Consider the following 23,948-nt stretch of genomic DNA (forward strand, 5'->3'; position numbering starts at 1 on the left):
AAGATGACCGCAGCAACCCACTACATCGACGGCGGCCGCGTGGCCTCGCAGGGCGCCGACACCATCGCCGTGATCGACCCGAGCGACGGCCAGCGCTTCGGCGAGATCGCACGCGGCACCGCTGCCGATGTGGACGCCGCCGTCCGCGCCGCACGCAGGGCCATCGGCGAGAACTTCGACGGCCCCTGGGGCGCGATGACCGCCCTCGAGCGCGGCCGCCTGCTGGCCAAGCTCGGCGTCGCGGTGATGCAGCACCACGAGGAGCTCGCACAACTCGAAGCGCGCGACACCGGCAAGGCGCTGCGCGTGGCGCGCAACGACGCGACCGCGCTCGCGCGCTACTTCGAGTACTACGCCGGCGCCTGCGACAAGCTGCACGGCGACACGCTGCCCTACGAGCGCGGCTACACGGTGCTGACTGTGCGCATGCCGCACGGCGTGACCGGGCACATCATTCCCTGGAACTACCCGATGCAGATCGCGGGCCGCAGCGTGGGCGCCTCACTCGCCGCGGGCAACGCCTGCGTGGTCAAGCCGGCCGAGGACGCGAGCCTCTCGCTGCTGCGCCTGGCGGAGATCGCGACCGAGGTGGGCTTTCCCGCGGGCGCGCTCAACGTGGTCACCGGCTACGGCAAGGAGACGGGCGCCGCGCTGTGCGCGCACCCGGGCATCGACCACATCTCGTTCACCGGCTCGACCGTCACGGGTCGCAGCGTCGGCCTCGCGGCGGCCGAGCGGCATTGCCCCGTCACGCTGGAGCTCGGCGGCAAGTCGCCGCAGCTCGTGTTCGCCGATGCGGACCTCGACGCGGCCGTGCCGGTGTTGCTCAACGCGATCATCCAGAACGCTGGCCAGACCTGCTCGGCGGGCAGCCGCGTGCTGGTGGAGCAATCGGTGTACGAAGAGGTCGTGAAACGGCTGGCCGAGCGCTTTGCGGCCGTGCGCTCGGGGCCGCCCGCCGACGACCTCGACATGGGCCCGCTCATCAATGAAAAGCAGTTCCGCCAGGTGCGCGACATGGTCGCGACCGCCGAGGCGAACGGCGTGAAGGTGGCCGCGCGTGGCACCGTCTCGCCGAACGCTTCGGCCAGCGGCTACTACCAGGAGGCCGTGCTGTTCCGCGATGTGCCCGCGGACAGCGAACTCGCGCAGCGCGAGGTCTTCGGCCCCGTGCTGGCCGTGATGCCCTTCGCCGACGAGGCCGAGGCGATCCGCCTGGCCAACGGCACCGACTTCGGCCTGGTGGCCGGCGTTTGGACGCGCGACGGCGGCCGGCAACTGCGCGTGGCGAACAAGCTGCATTGCGGGCAGGTCTTCATCAACAACTACGGCGCGGCGGGCGGCGTGGAGCTGCCGTTCGGCGGCGTCAAGTCGAGTGGCTTCGGCCGCGAGAAGGGTTTCGAAGCCCTGCTAGGCTTCACGACCCTCAAGACGATCGCCATCAAACACGGATGAACCCATGAACACGAACGCACAAGAAGCACAAGCGCCCCGCCGCGTCGGCCTGGTCGGCGTCGGCCTGATGGGCAGCGGCATCGCGCAGAACATCGTCAAGCACGGCCACAAGCTGACCATCCTCGACCACCCCGGCAACCAGCCCGTCGGCGCGCTGCTCGCGGCCGGCGCCACGGCCGTGTCGGACGTGACGGCACTGGCTGCCGACGTCGATGTGCTGATCCTCTGTGTCACCGGCACACCGCAGGTCGAGGCCGTGATGTTGGGCAAGGATGGAAAGGGGGGCGCGCTCGCCAGCCTGCGCCCCGGCACCGTGGTGATCGACTGCTCGACCGCCGTGCCCGACTCCACCACCAAGGTCGCAGAGGCCGTGCAGGCCCAGGGCGGCAAGTTCCTCGATGCGCCGATGACGCGCACCGCCAAGGAGGCCGCCGAAGGCCGGCTCAACCTGCTGGTGGGCGGCGATGCCGAGGTGCTGGCTTCGTGCCTGCCGCTCCTGCGCTGCTTTGCCGAGAACATCACGCACGTGGGCGGCATCGGCGCCGGTCATGCAATGAAGCTGCTGCACAACTTCGTCTCGCTCGGCACCGTGGCGCTGCTGTGCGAGGCGGCTGCGTGCGCGGAGCGCGCCGGCGTGGCGCCCGATGTGTTCGTGGACGTGCTCGCCAAGGGCGGCGGCAACGGCGTGGCGCTGGAGCGCGTCAAGCCCAAGCTCCTGACCGGCAGCACCGACTCGCTGAAGTTCTCGATGGCCAATGCCAAGAAGGACCTGGGCTACTACAACGACATGGCGCAGCAGTCGTCGGCGAGCCACGGCATTGCGCAAGCCGTCGAGAAACTGCTGACCCAAGGGATCGACACCTTCGGTCCCGACCGCATGGTGCTCGACCTCGTCGAAGCGCTGAAGAAGTAAAGCACCCGCACCACCTCGCGATACGGTGCTACGGCACGTAGCGCGAGAGCAGGTGATCGACCAGGCGGCGCTGCGGAAACGTCAGCGTCTCCTGCCGCGTGCACAGGTACATGCGGCGCGACGCCCACGCGTCCGACAGGTTCAGAAAGCGCAGGCCCATTTCCTTGCGGTAGGTGGCGGCGGCGCCCTCGGGCAGGATGCCCACGCCCATGCCGGCCTCGATCATCCGGCACACCGCCTCGAAGCTCTTGACCTTCACGCGCAGGCGCAGCACCTTGCGCGCGGCGACGGCCGCATCCTCGATGGTGCGGGCGATGGCCGAGTCGTTCTCCAGGCCCACGAAATCGAAATCGAGCAGCTCCGCGAACGACACCTCGCGGCTGCGGTACGGGTGCTTGCGGTGGACGATGGCCACCAGCCTGTCCATGCGGTACGGAATGAAATTGAGCGTCGTGTCCGCGGTGTCGCCGGTGATCACGCCGACGTCGGCATGCCGGTCGCGGATCGCCTGCACGATCCACACGCTGCGGTGCTCCTCCACATCGACGCGGATTTCGGGATAGCTGCGCCGGAAGCTCGCCACGTCGTCGGGCAGGAACTGGCCCATCGCCGATGCATTGGCCTGCAGCCGCACGCGGCCGGTCGCGCCTTGCGCGTAGTCCGAGAGATCGGCGCGCATGCGGTCGACGTCGCGCAGGATCAGCCGCGCGTGGATCGCCAGCGACTCGCCCGCGCCGGTCACCGTCACGCCCTTGGAGGTGCGCTGGAAGAGCGGCACGCCGAACTCGGTCTCGAGCATGCGGATGCGCCGGCTCGCGGCCGACAGCACGAGGTGATGTTCCTCGGCCGCCTTCGACAGGCTGCCGGATTCGAGCGCGCTCAAAAAGAGCGCGAGGGAGTCGAGGTCGGGCCGCATCGGTCCGTTCAGCGGAAGGTGATGTCGAGCGAATCGAACGGTGCCTCGAATTCGGCGCGCCAGGTTTCGCCGGGCACGATGGGCCAGGCGTCGGTCCATGTGCCTGTTGTGACCACGTCGCCGGGCTGCAGCTCGGGCGCGCCGGGGCAGCTTTGCAGCTCCTGCACGAAGTGGTGGAGCGCATGCAGCGGGCCGTCGAGCACGTTGATGCCGGTGCCTTCGTCGATCGTCGCATCGCCCTTGAGCAACTTGAGATGCGTGGCCGCCAGCTTGTCGTCGAGCTCGACGCCGTTGCGCGCGAACTGGCGAACCGGCGTCTCGCGGCCGACAAGCAGGCGGGCATGCAATGCGCCATCGGCCACGGTTTCCGCGGCGGTGAATTTCCAGTCGCAGTGCGACTGCACGATCTCGAAACCCGGTGCGAGCCACTCGATGCAGTCGAAGACCTGCGCCAGCGTGGCATCGCGCGGCGGCGTCGCGGCGATGCCGAAGACGATTTCCGGCTCGATGCGGGGCTGGACGGTGCCCGTGAGGTCCACCGTTCCGTGCCCGTCGCAGCGCGTGAGCGTCGTGTTCCATACCGGTCCCCAGATCGGCCCGAACACGCCGTAGCGCTGCCAGATCGTGCGGTTGGTGAATCCGATCTTGTAGCCCACCGGCCGCTCGCCGCGTTGCAGCCGCAGGGCACGCAGCGCGAGCGCGTCCTGGTAGGCGGCGGCGACGTCGGTGCGACCGAGGGAGGGGCGGTCCGAAGGCCACGGTGCGGCCTTGTCGTAGTGGGCGAGTACGGCTTCGGGGTTCATCGAATCAGTCTACATGCGATGAGGTTGCGGTCACAGGTGTGTCACGCTGTGCATGGCACGCTCGCGGCCTTGAAAACACAACGCCGCCTTCACTCGCGACCCGTCGTCATCGCATCGGCGATTGCCTGCCTGATGGCGCTGGTCGCCGCATGGCACTTCACGGCGTATACCTCGGCGGCGGCAGGCCCGCCGCTGGAGATTCGCTGGCACGGCAACGGCATCGTCCTGCAGGGCGCGGTGCGCGATGTGGCCACGCAGCGCGCGTTGGCGGAAGGCGCAGCGGCACGGCTCGGCGGCGAGACCGATCAAGTCGTGGACTGGCTCGACATCGTGCCGTCCGCGCTGCCGGTGGCGGACGCCGCGGCGCTGGCTGAACTGATCCGTCTCGGACAGGAAGGCTGGCACCTGCAGCGGCGGCCGAAGGATGGCTGGCTGGCCGTGCAGTCGCTCTCCGACGAGCGCAGCGCCCGCGCCCGCATCCTGTTGCGCAGTGCGTTCGGCCCCGAGGTTTCGATGGAACTGGTGGCGCTGCCCTGAGCCCCTGCGCGGTCGAGGGATGGTCACGCCGCCGTCATGTCGCGTGGCCAGCATGCGCTGCATTCCAATACGGAGGAGAAGATCCATGCATGCATCGTTGAGGCACGTCGCGCTGGCAAGCGCAGTTCTGGTGATGGTGTCCGCCTGCGGCGGCAGCGGCAATTCGGGCAGTTTCTTTCCCATTCTTCCGCCGGCCCCGGCGCCCGCACCGCCGCCCCCCGCGCCGGCCCTGCCCGGCAGCATCGAGGTGAAGCTCATCGCCTTCAACGACCTGCACGGCAACCTGGAGCCGCCCAAGCTCTCGATCACCGCACCGGCCACCGGTGGCGGCACGGTGGCGGTGCCCGCGGGCGGCGCGGCCTACCTGGCCTCGGCCGTCGCGTCGCTCAAGGCGAAGAACGCGAACAACGCGGTGGTGTCGGCGGGCGACATGATCGGCGCCTCGCCGCTGGTGTCGGCGCTGTTCCTGGACGAGTCGACCATCGAGGCCGTGAACGCGATGAAGATCGACTTCAACGCCGTCGGCAACCACGAGTTCGACAAGGGCCAGACCGAGCTGCTGCGCATGAAGAACGGCGGCTGCGCCAAGAACACCGCGCTCGAACCGTGCCGCGTGAACAAGGCCTTCCCCGGCGCGAACTTCGGCTTCCTCGCGGCCAACACGATGAAGACCGACGGCAACACGCTGTTCCCCGCCACCGGCATGAAGAGCTTCACCAAGGACGGCGCCACGGTGAAGGTGGCGTTCATCGGCATGACGCTTAAAGGCACGCCCAACATCGTGACCCCCGCGGGCGTCGCGGGCCTGAGCTTCAAGGACGAAGCCGATACGGCCAACGCGCTGATCCCGCAACTGAAGGCGCAGGGCGCGGACGCCATCGTCGTCGTGATCCACGAAGGCGGCACCACCACCGTCGGCTACAACGACAAGAGCTGCGCGGGCCTGAGCGGCGACATCCTGCCGATCCTGAACAAGCTCGATGCGGCGGTGGACGTGGTGATCTCGGGCCACACGCACCGCTCGTACGTCTGCGACTACGGCAAGACCAACCCGGCCAAGCCGTTCCTCCTGACGAGCGCGGGCCAGTACGGCACGCTGCTGACGGACATCGACCTCACCATCGACACCCGCACCCGCAAGGTGACGGCCAAGGCCGCGGACAACGTGATCGTGCAGGGCGAGGCCTTCACCAGCGGCCCGACCACCGTCGCGCTGACCGACCAGTACCCCGTGTTCGGCAAGAACCAGGAGGTGGCCGCGCTCATCAGCCAGTACCTCGCGATTGCCGGCCCGCTGGTGCAGCGCGTCGTGGGCTCGCTCACCGCGACGGCCACGCGCACGCTGACGCCGTCGAAGGAAAGCGTGCTGGGCAACCTGATCGCCGATGCGCAGCTGGCTGCCACCAGCCCGGCGGGCAAGGGCGCCGCGCAGATCGCCTTCATGAACCCGGGCGGCGTGCGCGCCGACCTGGCGCCCGCACAGGACGGCAGCGTGACCTACGGCCAGATCTTCGCGGTGCAGCCCTTCGGCAACAGCCTGGTGGTCAAGACGATGACAGGCGCGCAGATCAAGGCGGTGCTGGAGCAGCAGTTCAACAGCGGCTCGAACACGCCGGCCGCGCCGAAGGTGCTGCTGCCCTCGCGCGGGTTGACCTACAGCTACAGCGCCTCGGCGCCGGGCGGGGCGCGCGTGAGCAACATGGCGCTCAACGGCACGGCCATCGATCCGGCGGCGAACTACCGCGTGACGATGAACAGTTTCCTGGCCACCGGCGGCGACAACTTCACCGTGTTCAACCAGGGCACCGACACGCTCGGCGGCGACCAGGACGTGGACGCGCTGGAGGCCTACATCAAGGCCAACAGCCCGCTCGCACCGCCGGCAACGGACCGCATCACGCTGCTTCCCTGAGCGCGGCGGGGCGATCGGCATCCACGGTCGGGCGCCGCATCGGTTGGCGCCTGCCGCGGACCAGGCTGTGCCCCAGCCATTCGACGGGGCCGGCGTTGTGGCGCGCCATCCACCAGCAGCTGGCCATGGCCTGCAGCGCGAAGATCGCGGCACCGCAGAGCACCAGGCTCGCCAGGTCGATTTGCAGGCTCGTGCCGCGCATCAGGCACAGGCCGAGCAGCGTCTGTGCCAGGAAATTCGTCAAGGCCATCCGGCCGGTGGGCGCCAGCTTCTGCAGCCATCGGCGCCATGCGGCCTGTTGAAAGAGAAGGACGAAGGCTGCAGCGAAGAACGCGACCCACGCGACCCAAGCGAGCAGTGCGGCATTCGCAGCGTCCGCGCGCATCGTGGCGATCAGGCCGATGCCAAGGCTCACGCACAGCAGGTATCGCCAGAAGCGGCGATGCGCGATCGATTCACGCAGCACGGGTGCGCGGCCGATCCACAGGCTCGCGATCGTCAGCGCCAACAGTCCGGCCATCGCGAGTCCCGAGGGACTGCCGAGCAGGTTGGCCATCAGCGTGCCGAACAAGCCGAAGCCGCGCAATGCGTCCGGCAGCGTGAGTCGAGCGGCGTGCGCGGGCGGCACGGGCAACGTCCGGGCGGTCTTGGATGTCATCGAAGTACGCGGTTGTGGGATTGGTCGTGATGCTATGAATCGGCATTGCACGAACATTGCGTTCGCGGCCGGATTTCCCCCGGCACGACCCGCCGCGAAGGCTCGCGGCCTGACTTCGCGTAGGTCGTTTTCCCACATGTGTTTTTTCGTGTCGGGGCCGTCTTAGCATGGCCTGATCTGCCGCCGCAGGCAGAGGCTTTCCCGCCGATCCATGTCATTGCAAAGGAAACATCATGAACACCATGAACCTCCGCATCAACCTCCGCACTCTTGCGTTTTCGTCCGTCGTTGCGGCCTGCAGCCTGGCTTTCGTCGGATGCACCACGACGCGCCCGCAGGACCAGGCCAGCAGCGCGTCGTCGCGCACGTCCATCGACGCGCAGGTCGATGCGTCGCTCTCCAAGCTGTATGACTCCGTGAGGGGCTCGCGCGAACTGGTTGCCAAGTCCAGCGGCGTGCTGGTGTTCCCGGCCGTGGTCGGGGCGAGCCTGGGCGTCGGCGCCGAATACGGGCGCGGCGCCTTGCGCGTGAACGGCCGCACGCAGTCGTACTACAGCACCACCGCGGGCTCGGTGGGATTCCAGGCCGGCGCGCAGTCCAAGGCCGTGATCTACCTGTTCACCACGCAGGCGGCGCTCGACAAGTTCCGCGGCAGCAAGGGCTGGACGGCCGGCGCCGACGCTACGGTGGCTGTCGCCACCATCGGCGCCAACGGCAGCATCGATACCAACACGATCCGGCAACCGGTGGTGGGCTTCGTGCTGACCAATGTGGGGCTGGAGGCTGGCGTCTCGCTGTCGGGCGCGAAGATCACCGAGATCCAGCTGTAAGGCAAACGCCGACGCGGGGCTTGCGCCCCCGTCGTCACCCGGCCAACTGCTCTGACAGTTGCGCCTGCAGATCGGCGACCTGCCTGCGCAGGGCGTCGTTCTCGCGCGTGAGTTCGGCCACGCGCTGCTGCAGCAGTTCGACCGCATCGGGGTTGGCGGGCTGATCGTCCGATGCGGATTCCGGCGGCTCTGCGCGCGGCTTGCGCTTGGCCTCGCGCACGCGCTTGGCGGCCTGCTTGAGTTCGTCCTTGCCCGCGTTCGCCGCAGAGACCTGCTCTTCTGCAGGCAGGCTGGCGACGGCCGCGGCGGTGTTGATCGAGATCACACCCGACTTCACGGCGGCCACCAGTTCGGGCGCGGCCTGCTTCTGGATCTTCTCGATCATCACGACCTGGCTGCTGCTCAGGCGCGCGGCCTTGGCGATGGATTCGCGGCTGTTCAGCGGGGCGGGCGGAGGCAGGGCGCTGGCGTTGTCGGCCGGAGATTCGCCGGCGGGTGCGTCGACATCGAATGGCGGATCTTCCGACGACGAGGTTTCCGACAGCGCGCGGGAGCGCTGGTCGTCGACGATGACTTTCTTTCGGAGTGCCAGCACGCCGCGCTGATAGTCCGAGATGCTGCGCCGGCCCAGGTGCTGGTCGATCATCCAGAGGTGCACGTCCTCCATCGTCTTGAAGTGCGTGTTCTGCACCGTCTGGAACGGCAGGCCGTGCTTCTGGCAGATGCCGTAGCGGTGGTGGCCGTCCACCAGCACCTCGCCCCATAGCACGAGCGCGTCGCGGCAGCCTTCGGTGAGGATGCTGCGCTCCAGCGCCGCGTATTCCTCCGGAGACATGGGATCGATATAGGCTTTGAGTTCTTCGTTGACGACGATGTTCATGAGGGAGGGATCGGGGAAAGGGGCGGAATTTTAGATGCGCGTGTCGTGGGGACTTGCAGCGGGCGCTCCCATTGCAGCGGCGTCGTTTCGCGGCACACGATGCGCGCGTCGGTGGAACTGCAGATGGCCACCATGTGGTCGGGGGTGGGTTGCAGTTGCAAGAAGTGCCAGTGGGGTGTGGGGTCGTCGCGCGGATCGGCGAGGGTGAATCCGATGTCGCCGGGGGTGTCGAGTGCGAAGGCGAAGCTATCGAGCGGAATCTGCAGGCCCATGCCAAGGGCCTTGATGTAGCTTTCCTTCAGGGTCCACAGTTCGAAGAAGCGATGCGGTTGCGATGCGGCCGGCAATGCATCGAGCGACTGCGCCTCGGACGGGGCAAAGTAGTGATCGACGGCTTCGAGCACGGCGGAGCGGCGGAGGTTTTCGACATCGACGCCGAGTTCGTTGTCTCGTGCAACGGCCAGCACGATGAGGCCGGTGGTGTGGCTCAGGTTGAAGTCCAGGCCGTGCGCTTCTCCATCGATGCGGGGGCGGCCGAAACTTCCGCTGGCAAAGCGCCAGTCGCACGCCTGCACCGGCGCATAGCGCGACAACACCGAGCGCACCAGCACCCGGGTCAGTAGGTAGCGATAGCGGTCGCGTGCGAAGTGGAAACGATCTTTTTGCTGCAGTTCCTGCGGCGTCAGTAGCGCGCGATAGGCGGCGTCGAGCGCGGGATCGCCGGCTTCGCCATGGGGGCAGAACCAGAGATGGATATCGCCCGCAGGCAAAGGGAGGAGAAGGTCGGCGCGGTGCATGGTGGACAGCAGCGCTTCGCCGCGATCACTTTTTTTTCAGATGCTTGCACGAAGCGAAGTGGGCTATTATCGCGACCCCCTGTGCCGGGTTCCGCGTTCTCTCGCGGATCGCTTGGCCGTCCGATCCGCCGTAGCGGATTTTCTCGGGGCTCCTCATGTCGTTTGTTTGAGTGTTGATCCGGAAGGGTCATGGAAATGCCTCAAAATCCGCCTATAAATAGCAATGATTCTTATTTCGATTTTTGCATCGAAAGTAGTAAATCGAACCTGCGGCCCGTCTCGGCTCGCCCACTGGAACTGGAGGAAGAGGTGTTGAACATGCCGTCGCCGCATTCGTCCGAGCCTTCGCTCGCGGAGGTTTTCATCACCCACCGGGCGCAGCTCTGGCGGGTCGCCCGGAAGATCGTCAACACGGCCGACCTGGCCGACGACGTCGTGCAGGACGCCTACCTGAAAATCGCCGACGGCCCATGCGTCCGCCAAGCCGACCGTCCCATCGGCTATTGCTGCCAGGTGGTGCGCAACATGGCGCTGGACTATTGCCGCCGTCACCGCGTCGAAGCCAGCTATCGCACCTTCGACGTGGACGTGGAACTCCTCGACATGCCCACCACCGCCTCCACCCCCGACCGCATGATGTGCGAGCGCCAGGTGATCACCGCGATCGACAAAGTGCTCGCCGGCCTCTCGCCCCGCACGCGCCTCGTGTTCGAGCTCTACCGCCTCGAAGGCCTCACGCAGCGCGAGATCGCGGCGCGCCTCGGCTGTGCGCTGGGCCTGGTGAACGGTCTGATCGCCGAAGCCGCCAACGCCATCAAGTCGTGCGGCCACCTGCTGCTGGAGAGCGACGCGCGCTAGCTGCGGCTTTTGCGGCTTCTACGCAGCGGGGTCGCGCCCGTTTCCCGCGAGAATGCGCGCTGGACCGGCCGGGTCCGTTCAAGACCCGGCCTCGACGGACAACGCAAGCAGCTTCACGAATGACACAGGAAACGGGCGATCCCATCTGGAACACCGCATGGGACTGGGTGCAGCGCGAGCACGACAGCGAAAGCTTCGACGAGGCCGCTCGCGCCGAAATGACGGCCTGGCTCCTCGCAGAGCCCGCGCACCGCCAGGCCTACGACAAGGCCGCTCGGCTCTGGCTCCTCGCGGGCTTCGTTCCTCCGGTCAACGACCTCGGCGACGACTTGCCCGACGACGACGCAGAGCCTCGCGCCGGCAAGTAAAACCCCCGTATCCATCGCGAACGCGCCCCCCTGCGCGCGTTCGGCACCGGCACGTCCACGGCGCTCGCCGTCCCGCCGTGAAAAATGAACAGATCGGTCTCTGAAGCGTCCTCTTGGCAGGGGCGCCGAGATCCCGTCCGGTCCGCGATCGGCTGCGGTGCGCTCCTTCTCTCTGTTTAATCACACAAGGATGCACCGATGTCGACGAGCTGTTTTGACCGCGAAGACGAGACCTTCATCGTTCTGGTCAATCACGAAGACCAGTACTCCATCTGGCCCCACTGGAAGGCTGTTCCCGGCGGATGGACCGCCGTCGAGGGCGTGCGGGGCGACAAGAAGACCGTGCTCGCCTACGTCGAGAGCCACTGGACCGACATGCGGCCCAGGTCGCTGCGCGACTGGATGCAGCAGCAAGCAGGCGCACCGGCCACGCAAACCACTGCCGGTTGATGAGCGCCCAGGTGCCCCAGGCGCCCCTTGCGCTGCTGTGCCTGCCGTGCGCGGGTGCCAGCGCCTCCATGTACCTGCGGTGGCGGCGTTTCCTGCCGCCGTGGGTCCGCATCGTGCCGGTGGAACTGCCGGGGCGGGGCGCGCGCATGGGCGAGCCTTTCATCGAAGACTTCGATGCGCTGGTCGCGCGGATCTGCGCCGAGCAGGCCGACGCGATGCGCGGCGACTTCGCGCTCTTCGGCCACAGCATGGGCGCGTTGCTCGCCCATGGCGTGGCCTGCCGGCTCCAGTCGTTGCGGCGGCCCCTGCCGCGCGCGCTGCTGGCGTCCGGCTGCCAGGCGCCTTCCCGGCGCGACCCCGGGCGTTTCGACGGCGGTGAAGATGACGCGGCGCTGACAGCCGAACTGCGCAAGCAGGGCGGCACGCCCGAAGCGGTGTTCGCGAGCGAAGAGCTCATGCGCATCACGCTCGACACGCTGCGCGCCGACCGCCGCGTCTGCCGCAGCCACGTCCACACGCCCGGCCGGCCGCCGTTGCCGCTGCCCGTCCACGCCTTCGCGGGACGCCAGGACGACATCGAGGCACCGGCCATGGCGGCCTGGTCCGAAGAGACCCGCGACGCCTTCACGCTCGACTGGTTCGAGGGCGGCCATTTCTTTCTCCGGCAACACGAGCCCGCCTTTCTCGCGGCCCTCGCACGGCGTCTGCCGACGCATCTTCATCAAGCGCCACTGCTGGCGCATCAAGGGTAGATATGACTGAACCGCTCGCGACGGAATCCGTCGGCCGGCAACCGCGTAATTTCGTGGCGCACCTGCGCGCGCTGGCCGAGCAGCGTCCGCACGACGTGTGGCTCACCGTGGTCGACGAGGTCGATGGCGTCTTGAGCGAGCAGACCTTTACCTATGCCGTCTTCGAGCGGCGCGTGCGCGCGCTCGCGGCGCGCCTGCAGCAGCAGTTCGCCAAGGGCGACCGCGCGCTCGTCATGCTGGACAACGGCGACCACTACGCGGTGAGCATGCTGGCCTGCTTCTACTGCGGCGTGATCGCGGTGCCGGTGTTCCCGCCGGAGTCCATCCGGCCGCAGCACCTGGCGCGGCTCACCGGCGTGGCAACCGATTCGCAGGCACGCTGCGTGCTCACGTCGTGCGCATTGAGCGCCGCGATGTCGGCGGCCGGCAACCAGTTCGGCGATGTGCAGATCGTCGCCGTCGATGCGGTCGACATCGCGCTCGCCGATGCCTGGCAGCCCTTCGCGCCGAGGGGCGACGACATTGCCTTCCTGCAGTACACCTCGGGCTCGACCTCGGCGCCCAAGGGCGTGATCGTCACGCACGGCAACCTGATGGCCAACGAGCAGGCGATCCAGGCCGGCATGGGCATCGGTCCGGACGACAAGTTCGTCTCCTGGGCGCCGCTCTATCACGACATGGGCCTGATCGGCGGCCTGATGCAGCCGCTCTACAGCGGCATTCCGCTGGTGCTGACGTCGCCGCGCTATTTCCTGGAGCGCCCGGTGCGCTGGCTGGAGCTGATCTCGCGCCACCGCGCCACGCTCAGCGGCGGGCCGGACTTCTCGTTCCGGCTGTGCCTGGAGCGCGTGAAGGACGCGCAGATCGCGCAGCTCGATCTCTCGAGCTGGCGCGTGGCCTACACCGGCGCCGAGCCCGTGCGCGCCGATACCGAATTCGATTTCATCGAACGCTTCGCCCCCGCGGGCTTCGATGCGGGCGCGGTCTACGCCTGCTACGGCCTCGCCGAAGCGACGCTCTTCGTGACTGGCGGAAAACGCGGCGGCGGCATGGTCGCGCGCGGCTTCGACGCCGACGGCCTTGCTGCGGGCAGGGGCGCGCCGCGCGAGGGCGGCACGCTGCTCGTGGGCTGCGGCGCGGTGGCGGTCGATCATGTGGTGGAGATCGTCGATCCCGCCACGCTGTCGGCGGTGGCCGAGCCCGGCCGCATCGGCGAGATCTGGGTGAGCGGCGCGAGCATCGGCGCCGGCTACTGGGGCAAGCCGCGCGAGTCAGCCGAGACCTTCGTCGAGCACGCGGGCCGCCGCTGGCTGCGCACCGGCGACCTGGGTTTCGTCTGCGACGGCGAGCTCTACGTCACGGGCCGCATCAAGGACCTGATCATCGTGCGCGGCCACAACATCTACCCGCAGGACATCGAGCGCGTCATCGAAGCCGAGGTGGACGCGGTGCGCAAGGGGCGCGTGGCGGTCTTCGCCGCCAATGGGCCCGATGGCGAAGGCATCGGCGCCGCGGCCGAGGTGTCGCGCAGCATGCAGAAGCTGGTGCCGCCGCAGGTGCTGGTCGAGGCGCTGAGTGCCGCGGTCAGCGAGGTGTTCGGCGAGGCGCTCTCGGCCGTGCTGCTGCTCAACCCGGGCGGCATGCCCAAGACCACCAGCGGCAAGCTGCAGCGCAGCGCCTGCCGCGCGGGCTGGCTCGATCGCAGCGCGGACGCCTACGCGATCTACGAGCGCGACGTCTTCGTCAAGGGCGGTCCTGCCGAGGCGCAGGCCGAGACACCCGTGCTCGACGAGGTCGAGCGCGCGGTCGATGCGATCTGGCGCGAGGTGCTCAAGGCACCGTCCGACAAGCCGTTTGCGCGCGACGCCCATTTCTTCACACGCGGCGGCAGCTCGCTCACCGCCACGCAGGCCGCGGCGCGCATCTCGTCGCAATGGGACATCGCCTTTCCGGCCCGCATGCTGTTCGAGAGGCCGCGGCTTTCCGAGTGCGCCGCCGCAGTCCGCGAACAGATCGCACGGGGCGCGCAGGCCGCGCACAGCCGCCCGGTTCCCATCGCCACGCTGCCCGCGGCGCGGAGGCACCAGGCGCTGCCGCTGTCCCACGCGCAGGAGCGCCAGTGGTTCCTCTGGCAGCTCGATCCGCAGAGCGCCGCGTACCACATGAGCGGTGCGCTGCGCCTGGCCGGATCGCTCGATGCCGAGGCGCTGCAAGCGGCGCTTGGCGACCTGGTCGCACGCCACGAATCGCTGCGCACCGCGTTCCACGTCGAGGCCGATGGCTCGGCCGCGCAATGGATCGCGGCCACGGGCACGCTGCCCCTGGAACTGATCGACCTGCGTGGCCTGCCCGCCGGCGAACAGGGCGCGCGATTGGCGCATGAAACCCATCGCCTCAAGTCCGCACCCTTCGACCTGGCACAGGGCCGCCTGGTTCGCGCCGCGCTGATCCGCACCGCGGACGACAGCCAGGTGCTCGCCGTGGTGATGCACCACATCGTGTCCGACGGCGCTTCGATGCAGGTGCTGATCGACGAATTGGCGGCCGGCTACGTCGCGCGCCTGCAGGGCAGCGCGGCCATGCTTGCCGCACCGCGGGTGCAGTACGCCGACTACGCCGACTACGCTGTGTGGCAGCGCGAATGGCTCGCGGCCGGCGAGGGTGAGCGCCAGCTGGCCTGGTGGCGCTCGCAGCTCGGCAAGGAGCATCCAGCGCTCGAGCTGCGCACCGACCGTCCGCGCCAGCCCGAAGCCAGCTACCGCGCGGCGCGCCATGGCTTCGAGCTGCCCGCGTCCTTGCTCGGCCAGTTGCGCGGGCTCGCGCAGGCCGACGGCGCGACGCTCTTCATGGTGCTGCTCGCGGGGCTGCAGGTGCTGCTGCACCGCCACACCGGCCAGCAGGACATCCGCATCGGCACCGCCATCGCCAACCGCAACCGCGTGGAGTTCGAGAACGTCATCGGCCTCTTCGTCAACACGCTCGTGCTGCGCAACGCCATCGACGGGCGCACGAGCCTCGCGCGTGCGCTGGCCCAGGCACGCGAAGCCGTGCTGGGCGCGCAGGCGCACCAGGACCTGCCGTTCGAGCAATTGGTGCAGGCGCTGCAGCCCGAGCGCAGCATGAGCCGCAGTCCGCTGTTCCAGGTGATGTTCAACCACCTGTTCGAAGACCATCGGGCGCTCGAGCGGCTCGGCGGCATCGCGGTGAGCGACCATGCGCTGCCGGACTTGCAGGCGCAATTCGAACTGGTGCTCGAGGCGCGCGAGCGGCCCGATGGCCGACTGAAGCTCGACCTGATCTATGCGGCCGAACTGTTCGATGCGCAGAGCATCGAGCGGATGGCGGGGCACTACGTGGCGATCCTTGGCGCGCTGGCCAGCCGCGGCGAACAGGCGGTCGGCGATGTCGACCTGCTGGATGCCTCCGAGAAGGCGCAGCTCGCGCAATGGAGCGTGAACACGCACCGCGAGCCCGGCCTGCAACCCGTACACCGTCTCATCGAAGGCCACGCCCGCTCACGGCCCGAGGCCACGGCGTTGCTGTTCGCCGATGAAGCCCTGAGCTTCTTCGAACTCAATCGAAGGTCCAACCGCCTGGCCCATCGCCTGATCGCGCTGGGCGTGGGTCCCGATGTGCTCGTGGGCATCGCGATGGAGCGCAGCGTGGAGATGGTCGTGGGCATCCTGGCCATCCTCAAGGCCGGTGGTGCTTATCTCCCGCTGGACCCCGAATACCCGACGCAGCGTTTGGCGTACATGGTCGAGGACAGTGGTATCCGATTGCTGCTGACCCACCGCGCCACGCGCGATCACATCGCTGCGCGCGAAGGCCTCACCTTCCTCGAAGTGGAGGACCTCGACCTCGCCGACGAACCCGAGACAGATCCGAATATTCCGCTGCACGGCGAGCACCTCGCCTACGTCATCTACACCTCCGGCTCCACCGGCCGCCCGAAGGGCGCAGCCATCCGCCACGATGCGCTGCACAGCTGCATGGCGTGGATGCAAAGGGTCTATGGCCTGGGCAAAGAAGACACCGTGCTGCACAAGGCCCCGTTCGGCTTCGACGTCTCGTGCTGGGAGCTGTTCTGGCCCATGACCGCCGGCGCCCGTCTGGTGGTGGCCAATCCGGGCGATCACCGCGACCCCGAGCGGCTGGTGCAGCTGATCCAGAGGCACCAGATCACCACGCTGAACTTCGTGCCGGCGATGCTGCAGGCCTTCCTCGCGCACCCGGGGATCGAGGCGAGCACGCGCCTGAAGCACATCATCTGCGGGGGTGAGGCGATGCCCTCGGAGACGCAGAAGGAAGCGCTGCAGCGCCTCGGTGGCGCGACGCTGCAGAACCTGTACGGCCCGACCGAGACCACCATCCACGTTACGCGCTGGACCTGCCGGGACGACGGGCAGGCGCTGGTGCCGATCGGGCAGCCGATCAGCGACACGCAGGGCTATGTGCTGGACGGAGATTTGAACCTCGTGCCGCGGGGCGTGGCGGGGGAGTTGTACCTGGGCGGGGTGAGTTTGGCGCGGGGCTATCTGAACAAGCCGGGGTTGAGTGCTGAGCGCTTTATCGCAGACCCGTTCGGCAGCGGTGGCAGGCTGTACCGCACGGGAGATCTCGTGCGTTGGAACGGTGAAGGTCAGATCGAGTACCTGGGCCGCATCGACCACCAGGTGAAGATCCGGGGCTTCCGCATCGAACTCGGAGAGATCGAGGCGCAGCTGCTCTCGCAGCCCGAGGTGCGCGAAGCCGTGGTGGTGGCCGGCGAAGGCCCGCTGGGCGCGCGCCTGGTGGGCTACGTTTCGGCGCACGCGGGGCGCGAGATCGGCTCGGCCGAACTGCGCCAACGTTTGGCCGAGGTGCTGCCCGACTACATGGTCCCCTCCACGGTGGTGGTGCTCGGCGCATTGCCGCTGAACGCCAACGGCAAGGTCGACCGCAAGGCGCTGCCCGAACCCGGGCTGGAGAACACGGACGCCTACGAGGCGCCGCAAGGCGAAGTGGAAGAGGCACTGGCCGCGATCTGGGCCGACGTGCTGGGCGTGGCGCGCGTGGGCCGCAACGACGGCTTCTTCGAGCTGGGCGGCCACTCGCTGCTGGCGCTGCGGCTGCTGGAGCGCGTGCGCGCGCTCGGGTGGTCGGTGCAGGTGCGCACGCTGTTCCAGCATCCGCAGCTCGCTGCGTTTGCGCAGGCCCTGATGCATGAACGACAGAGCACTGATGTGATCGTTCCCGCCAACGGCATTCCTGCCGATTGCAAGGCGATCGAACCGCGGATGGTCACCCTGATCGACCTCGATGCACCGCAGATCGCGCGCATTGAATCGGCAGTGCAGGGCGGTGCTTCCAACATCCAGGACATCTACCCGCTCGCGCCCCTGCAAGAGGGCATGCTGTTCCATCACCTGCTGCAGACCGAAGGCGATGCCTACGTCACGCCGCTGGGCCTGAGCTTCGACAGCCGCCAGCGCCTGGAGCGCTTCATCGCCAGCTTCAACCAGGTGATCGCACGCCACGACATCCTGCGCACCGCGGTGCTGTGGGAAGGATTGAAGGAGCCGGTGCAGGTGGTGCAGCGGCATGCGACGCTGAACCTGCAATGGCTGCAGGACGTGGACATGGCCTCGGATGTCGCCGCACAACTCGCGGCCTACGTCCACCCCTCGCATTACCGCATCGACGTGCGCGAGGCGCCGATGATCCGCGCGATCGCCGCGCACGACGACGCAAGCAACCGCTGGCTGCTGCAACTGCCCAGTCACCACCTGGTGCTGGACCACACGACGCTTGACCTCTTGGTCGAGGAGATCGCGCTGATCGAGCAGGGCCGGCAGGCTGAGCTTCCCGAGCCGGTGCCCTTCAGGCGCTTCGTCGCACAGGCACGGCTGGGCGTGAGCCAGGCCGAGCACGAGGCGTTCTTCCGCCGGATGCTGGGCGATGTGGACGAGCCGACGGCGCCGTTCAACCTGCTGGACGTGCAGGGCGACGGCACGCGGGTGCACGAGGCACGCCTGCGACTGGCGCCCGAACTCGCGCAGCAGGTGCGACGCGAAGCGCAGCGCCACGGGGTGGGGGCGGCGACGCTGTTTCACCTGGCGTGGGCACTGGTGCTGGGCAAGGCCACGGGCAAGGACGACGTGGTGTTCGGCACCGTGCTGTTCGGGCGCATGCAGGGTGGACAAGGCGCCGAACGCGCAGTCGGCCTTTTCATCAACACGCTGCCGCTGCGGATTCGCCTGGGTGCCCAGAGCGTGTTGCAGTGCGTGAAGCAGACGCATGAAGCGCTCACGCAACTGCTGCACCACGAGCACGCCGGACTTTCGCTGGCGCAGCGCTGCACGGCACTGCCGGGCGGAACGCCGCTCTTCTCGGCGCTGCTGAACTACCGCTTCAATCCGCGGCCGATGAAGTCGTCGAAGAACCCGCTGGGCGAAGGCATGGAAGTGCTCGGCGGCCGCGAGTTCACCAACTACCCGTTCGACATGTCGGTGGACGACCTGGGCGACGGCTTCGAGCTGGTCGCGCTGATCGACCAGGCCGTGGACGCGCAGCGCGTGTGCGGCCTGATGCACGCGGCGATCGCCGAGATCGCCCGCGCGCTTGCAACGCACCCCGCGCAGCTCGCATGCGACCTCGACCTGGTGCCCGCATCGCAGAAGCAACAGCTCGCGGCCTGGGGCGTCAACCCGCAACGCTACGACGACGCGCAGCCCGTGCACCGCCTGTTCGAGCGTCATGCGAAAGAAAGGCCCGAGGCACCCGCGCTGGTGTTCGGCGATGCAACGCTGAGCTACGCGGAGCTCAACGCGAGGGCCAACCGCCTCGCGCACCGCCTGATCGACCTGGGCGTGAAGCCCGAGCGCCGCGTGGGCATCGCGGTGGAGCGCTCCGTCGAGATGATGGTGGGCCTGCTCGCGATCCTGAAGGCCGGCGGCGCCTATGTGCCGCTGGACCCGGCATACCCGGCCGAACGCCTGGCCTACATGGTCGGCGACAGCGGCATCTCGCTGCTGCTCACGCAGTCGCACATCGCGGGGCGCCTTGCATCCGGCGGTTCGCTGCCGACGCTGGCGCTCGATACGCTCGACCTGTCTGCGGAGCCCGCGCACGATCCGCAGGTCGCGCTGCACCCGGGCGGCCTGGCCTACCTCATCTACACCTCGGGCTCCACCGGGCGGCCCAAGGGCGTCGGCATTTCGCACGGCGCGCTGGTGCAGCATGCGCAGGAATCGATCCGGTTCTTCGGCCTCGTGCCGTCGGACCGCATGCTGCAGTTCTCGACGCTGAACTTCGACGGCTTCATCGAGCAGACCTTCCCGCCGCTCGCAGCGGGCGCCGCCATCGTGTTGCGCGGTCCCGCGCTGTGGGACAGCGAGACCTTCTACCGCGAACTCATCGACAAGCGCATCAGCGTGGCCGACCTCACCACGGCCTACTGGCTGCTGCTCGCGCAAGATTTCGCGCGCCATGGCGAGCGCCCGTACGGCGCGCTGCGGCAGGTCCATGCGGGCGGCGAGGCGATGCCGCCCGAAGGGCTCAATGCCTGGCGCCAGGCGGGGCTCGCGCACATCGCGCTGCTCAATACCTACGGACCGACCGAAGCGACGGTCACAGCGTCGGTGCTCGATTGCGCGCCCTATTTGCAGGTGCGCGACGAAAGCGTGCCGCTGCGCATGCCTATTGGCGTGCCGCTGGCGGGCCGCGCATTGCGCGTGGTCGGCCCCGACTTCAGCCTGGTGCCGCAGGGCGCGGCGGGCGAGCTGTGCATCGGCGGCGCGCTGCTGGCGCGTGGCTATCTCGGCCGGCCCGGGTTGAGCGCCGAGCGCTTCGTGGCGGACCCGTTCGACGACAAGGGCGGGCGGCTCTATCGCACGGGCGATCTGGTCCGCTGGAACGAGCAGGGCCAGCTGGAGTACCTGGGCCGCATCGACCACCAGGTGAAGATCCGGGGCTTCCGCATCGAGCTCGGAGAGATCGAGGCGCAGCTGCTCTCGCAGCCCGAGGTGCGCGAAGCCGTGGTGGTGGCCGGCGAGGGCCCGCTGGGCGCGCGCCTGGTGGGCTACGTCTCGGCGCACGCGGGGCGCGAGATCGGCTCGGCCGAACTGCGCCAACGCCTGGGCGAAGTGCTGCCCGACTACATGGTCCCCTCCACGGTGGTGGTGCTCGGCGCACTGCCGCTGAACGCCAACGGCAAGGTCGACCGCAAGGCGCTGCCCGAACCCGGGCTGGAGAACACGGACGCCTACGAGGCACCGCAAGGCGAAGTGGAAGAGGCACTGGCCGCGATCTGGGCCGACGTGCTGGGCGTGGCGCGCGTGGGCCGCAACGACGGCTTCTTCGAGCTGGGCGGCCACTCGCTGCTGGCGCTGCGGCTGCTGGAGCGCGTGCGCGCGCTGGGCTGGTCGGTGCAGGTGCGCACGCTGTTCCAGCATCCGCAACTCGCTGCGTTTGCGCAGGCATTGGTGCAAGGGGCTGATGGCCCGAGGGACCGCGAAGTCATCGTCCCGCCCAACGGCATCCCCGCCGATTGCAAGGCGATCGAACCGCAGATGGTCACCCTGATCGACCTCGATGCACCGCAGATCGCGCGCATCGAATCGGCGGTGCAGGGCGGTGCAATCAACATCCAGGACATCTACCCGCTGGCCCCTTTGCAAGAGGGCATGCTGTTCCACCACCTGCTGCAGACGGAAGGCGATGCTTACGTCACGCCGCTGGGCCTGAGCTTCGACAGCCGCCAGCGCCTGGAGCGCTTCATCGCCAGCTTCAACCAGGTGATCGCACGTCACGACATCCTGCGCACCGCGGTGCTGTGGGAAGGGTTGAAGGAGCCGGTGCAGGTGGTGCAGCGGCATGCGACGCTGAACCTGCAGTGGCTGCAGGACGTGGACATGGCCTCGGACGTCGCAGGCCGACTCGCGGCCCACGTCCACCCCTCGCACTACCGCATCGACGTGCGCGAGGCGCCGATGATCCGCGCCATCGCCGCGCACGACGACGCGAGCGACCGATGGCTGCTGCAACTGCCCAGCCACCACCTGGTGCTGGATCACACGACGCTGGACCTGCTGGTCGAGGAGATCGCGCTGATCGAGCAGGGCCGCGAAGCCGAGCTGCCCGAGCCGGTGCCCTTCAGGCGCTTCGTGGCGCAGGCGCGCCTGGGCGTGAGCCAGGCCGAGCACGAGGCGTTCTTCCGGCGGATGCTGGGCGATGTGGACGAGCCGACGGCGCCGTTCAACCTGCTGGACGTGCAGGGCGACGGCACGCGGGTGCGCGAGGCCAAGCTCAGGCTGGCGCCGGAACTGGCGCAGCGGGTGCGGCGCGAGGCGCAGCGCCACGGGGTGGGGGCCGCGACGCTGTTCCACCTGGCATGGGCGCTGGTGCTGGGCAAGGCCACGGGCAAGGACGACGTGGTGTTCGGCACCGTGCTGTTCGGGCGCATGCAGGGCGGCCAGGGCACGGACCGGGCCTGGGGCATGTTCATCAACACGCTGCCGGTGCGCGTGAAGCTGGGCGCGCGCGATGTGGCGCACTGCGTGAAGCAGACACACGACGCGCTCACGCAGCTGCTGCACCACGAGCACGCGAGCCTCGCGCTGGCGCAGCGCTGCACGGCGCTGCCGGGCGGCGCGCCGCTGTTCTCGGCGCTGCTGAACTACCGCTACACGCAGGAGCAGGCCGAGGGCACGCTGCTGCTCGAAGGTATGGAAGTGCTCGGTGCCGACGAGCGCACGAACTACCCGCTCACCCTGTCGATCGACGACCTGGGCGAGGGCTTCGAGCTCGTGGCGCAGATCCACGAGCCGGTGGGGGCCGCGTATGTCTGCGGGCTGGTGCATTCGGCGCTGGAAGGGATCGTCGATGCGCTGGCGAAGCCGGTCGCGCGGCCGGTCTGCGAGATCGATCCGATGCCCGCGCAGGAGAAGCAGCAGCTCGCGGCGTGGAGCGCGCGCGTGCAAGACCGTGGCGATGCGGAACCCCTGCACCGTCTGATCGAACGCCAGGCTGCGTTGCACCCGGAGGCGCCCGCGTTGTCTTTCGAAGCACAGACGCTCGGCTACGGCGAGCTCAACCGCAGGGCCAATCGGCTGGCGCATCACCTGATCGAACTGGGCGTGCGTCCCGAGAGCCGCGTGGGCGTGGCGGTGGAACGCGGCATCGAGCTCGTGGTGGCGCTGCTGGGCATCCTGAAGGCCGGCGGTGCGTATGTGCCGCTCGATCCCGAATACCCGGCCGACCGCATCGCCTACATGGTGGAAGACAGCCGCCTTTCGCTGGTGCTCACCCAGAGCCACCTACAGGATTCGGTCGCGCTGCCCGCCGGCGTGGCCGTGCTGCCGCTGGATACCACGGACTTCAGCAATTACCCCGACACGAATCCGAGCGTGGCGCTGAGCCCGGACAACCTCGCCTACGTGATCTACACCTCCGGCTCCACCGGACGGCCCAAGGGCGCCCAACTGTGCCATCGCAACGTAACGCGCCTGCTCAGTCAGACCGAATCGTGGTTCCACTTCGGCCCCGAGGACGTGTGGACCCTGTTCCACTCCTACGCCTTCGACTTCTCGGTGTGGGAGATCTTCGGGGCGCTGTGCACCGGCGGCAAGCTGGTGGTGGTGCCCTACTGGGTCAGCCGCTCGCCGGAAGACTTCCTGCAGCTGCTGCGCACACAGCGCGTGACAGTGCTCAACCAGACACCCTCGGCCTTCGGCCAGCTGGCCAGCCTGCCGCAGGCGCTGTCGGAACCACTGGCACTTCGCGTCGTGATCTTCGGCGGCGAAGCGCTCGAGCCGCAGCGCTTGCGCTTATGGATCGAACACCACGGCGACCAGCAGCCGCAACTGGTCAACATGTACGGCATCACCGAGACCACGGTGCACGTGACCTACCGGCGCATCACCGCCGCGGACATCGGCCCGCAGCGCAGCCCCGTGGGCATCGCGATTCCCGACCTGGGCCTGCGCGTGCTCGATGCGCAGCTCAACGCGGTGCCGCTGGGCGTGGCGGGCGAGCTGCACGTCTCGGGCGAAGGCTTGGCGCGCGGGTACCTCAACCGTGCCGGCCTTACGGCCGAGCGCTTCATCGCGGCCGAGGACGGCAGCCGCCTGTACCGCACCGGCGACTTGGTGCGCTGGAACGCGCAGGGCCAACTGGACTACCTGGGGCGCATCGACCACCAGGTGAAGGTGCGGGGCTTCCGCATCGAGCTGGGCGAGATCGAGGCGCAGCTGCTGGCGCAGCCCGAGGTGCGCGAGGCGACGGTCATCGCGCGCGAGCAGGCGGGCGCGACGATGCTGGTGGCGTACCTGTCGGGGCAGGCAGACCGCGCGATTGACGTGCCGGGCCTGCGTGCGCGGCTGGGCGCGGTGCTGCCCGACTACATGGTGCCGGCCGCCTTCGTGGTGCTGGCGACCTTGCCGCTGAACGCCAACGGCAAGGTGGACCGCAAGGCGCTGCCCGAGCCCGAGCGGGCCAGCGAGCGGGCCTATGAGGCGCCGCAGGGGGGGATCGAGACGGCCCTCGCAGCCATCTGGTGCGAGGTGCTGGGCATGGCGCGCGTCGGCCGCCACGACGATTTCTTCGAGCTCGGCGGCCACTCGCTGATGTCCGTGCAGATGGTGGCCCGCGTCGAGAGCGCGATGCATGCGCAGCTGTCGATCAAGGACATCTTCCAGCACCCGACCCTGGGCGGCATGGCCGCCCTGATCACCGGTGCCGGCCAGAGAAAGCCGCTCGCCGATGCCCTCTCCGATATCGATGCCTTCATGGACAGCATGGAAGAAGCTGCATGAACCCCGGCAACGCGAAGCCAACGT

General features: G+C 68.6%; 15 protein-coding genes. 10 read left to right on the forward strand and 5 right to left on the reverse strand.

Features of this window, described 5'->3' with window-relative positions:
- Positions 1–3: 3 nt before the first annotated feature.
- Positions 4–1,455, forward strand: a complete 1,452-nt coding sequence (locus tag ACZYRS_RS11180; RefSeq protein WP_463419315.1) for an aldehyde dehydrogenase family protein — start codon at positions 4–6, stop codon at positions 1,453–1,455.
- A gap of 4 nt (positions 1,456–1,459) precedes the next feature.
- The gene (locus ACZYRS_RS11185; protein WP_463419316.1) at positions 1,460–2,368 is read left to right on the forward strand and encodes an NAD(P)-dependent oxidoreductase; all 909 of its coding nucleotides are present in this window, start codon (positions 1,460–1,462) and stop codon (positions 2,366–2,368) included.
- A 28-nt stretch (positions 2,369–2,396) separates the two neighbouring features.
- Here the strand turns inward: ACZYRS_RS11185 and ACZYRS_RS11190 are convergent, their stop codons facing one another.
- Both ACZYRS_RS11190 and ACZYRS_RS11195 read right to left on the reverse strand, forming a co-directional pair.
- Positions 2,397–3,284, reverse strand: coding sequence for a LysR family transcriptional regulator (locus ACZYRS_RS11190; RefSeq protein ID WP_463419317.1), 888 nt, complete (start codon positions 3,282–3,284; stop codon positions 2,397–2,399).
- 8 nt (positions 3,285–3,292) lie between these two features.
- Positions 3,293–4,087 (reverse strand): 2-keto-4-pentenoate hydratase, encoded by a 795-nt coding sequence (locus ACZYRS_RS11195; RefSeq protein WP_463419318.1) that lies wholly within the window; start codon positions 4,085–4,087, stop codon positions 3,293–3,295.
- Between the two features lie 48 nt (positions 4,088–4,135).
- Here ACZYRS_RS11195 and ACZYRS_RS11200 point away from each other — a divergent pair, with 48 nt between their 5' ends.
- Both ACZYRS_RS11200 and ACZYRS_RS11205 read left to right on the forward strand, forming a co-directional pair.
- Positions 4,136–4,624 (forward strand): hypothetical protein, encoded by a 489-nt coding sequence (locus ACZYRS_RS11200; protein WP_463419319.1) that lies wholly within the window; start codon positions 4,136–4,138, stop codon positions 4,622–4,624.
- A gap of 85 nt (positions 4,625–4,709) precedes the next feature.
- Positions 4,710–6,536: a bifunctional metallophosphatase/5'-nucleotidase gene (locus ACZYRS_RS11205; protein WP_463419320.1), complete on the forward strand. Its 1,827-nt coding sequence runs from the start codon at positions 4,710–4,712 to the stop codon at positions 6,534–6,536.
- On the opposite strand, the gene ACZYRS_RS11210 is transcribed toward ACZYRS_RS11205, so the two are convergent.
- Positions 6,520–7,194: a DUF418 domain-containing protein gene (locus ACZYRS_RS11210; protein ID WP_463419321.1), complete on the reverse strand. Its 675-nt coding sequence runs from the start codon at positions 7,192–7,194 to the stop codon at positions 6,520–6,522. The two genes, ACZYRS_RS11205 and ACZYRS_RS11210, sit on opposite strands and share 17 nt — an antisense overlap.
- A 242-nt stretch (positions 7,195–7,436) precedes the next feature.
- Between ACZYRS_RS11210 and ACZYRS_RS11215 the strand changes: the two genes are divergently transcribed.
- Complete coding sequence (locus ACZYRS_RS11215) at positions 7,437–8,024, forward strand: BPSL1445 family SYLF domain-containing lipoprotein (protein ID WP_443083380.1); 588 nt, start codon at positions 7,437–7,439, stop codon at positions 8,022–8,024.
- A 34-nt stretch (positions 8,025–8,058) separates the two neighbouring features.
- Here ACZYRS_RS11215 and ACZYRS_RS11220 read toward each other — a convergent pair whose 3' ends face one another.
- The gene (locus ACZYRS_RS11220; protein ID WP_463419322.1) at positions 8,059–8,904 is read right to left on the reverse strand and encodes a plasmid replication/partition related protein; all 846 of its coding nucleotides are present in this window, start codon (positions 8,902–8,904) and stop codon (positions 8,059–8,061) included.
- The gene (locus ACZYRS_RS11225) at positions 8,901–9,701 is read right to left on the reverse strand and encodes a 4'-phosphopantetheinyl transferase family protein (RefSeq protein WP_463419323.1); all 801 of its coding nucleotides are present in this window, start codon (positions 9,699–9,701) and stop codon (positions 8,901–8,903) included. Before ACZYRS_RS11225 ends, ACZYRS_RS11220 begins: the two co-directional genes overlap by 4 nt.
- A 318-nt stretch (positions 9,702–10,019) precedes the next feature.
- Here ACZYRS_RS11225 and ACZYRS_RS11230 point away from each other — a divergent pair, with 318 nt between their 5' ends.
- From ACZYRS_RS11230 to ACZYRS_RS11250, 5 genes are all read left to right on the forward strand, one after another.
- Positions 10,020–10,559, forward strand: a complete 540-nt coding sequence (locus ACZYRS_RS11230) for a sigma-70 family RNA polymerase sigma factor (RefSeq protein ID WP_463422477.1) — start codon at positions 10,020–10,022, stop codon at positions 10,557–10,559.
- Positions 10,560–10,678: 119 nt separating this feature from the next.
- Entirely contained in the window at positions 10,679–10,927 is a 249-nt protein-coding gene (locus ACZYRS_RS11235; RefSeq protein WP_198789322.1) for a DUF4880 domain-containing protein, read from the forward strand.
- Between the two features lie 198 nt (positions 10,928–11,125).
- Positions 11,126–11,377 (forward strand): MbtH family protein, encoded by a 252-nt coding sequence (locus tag ACZYRS_RS11240; RefSeq protein WP_198789323.1) that lies wholly within the window; start codon positions 11,126–11,128, stop codon positions 11,375–11,377.
- Entirely contained in the window at positions 11,377–12,129 is a 753-nt protein-coding gene (locus tag ACZYRS_RS11245; RefSeq protein ID WP_463419324.1) for a thioesterase II family protein, read from the forward strand. The genes ACZYRS_RS11240 and ACZYRS_RS11245 overlap by 1 nt, the downstream gene beginning before the upstream one ends.
- Before the next feature lie 2 nt (positions 12,130–12,131).
- Entirely contained in the window at positions 12,132–23,924 is an 11,793-nt protein-coding gene (locus tag ACZYRS_RS11250; protein WP_463419325.1) for an amino acid adenylation domain-containing protein, read from the forward strand.
- Positions 23,925–23,948 lie beyond the last annotated feature (24 nt).

Source organism: Variovorax sp. AC194 (assembly GCF_979257995.1).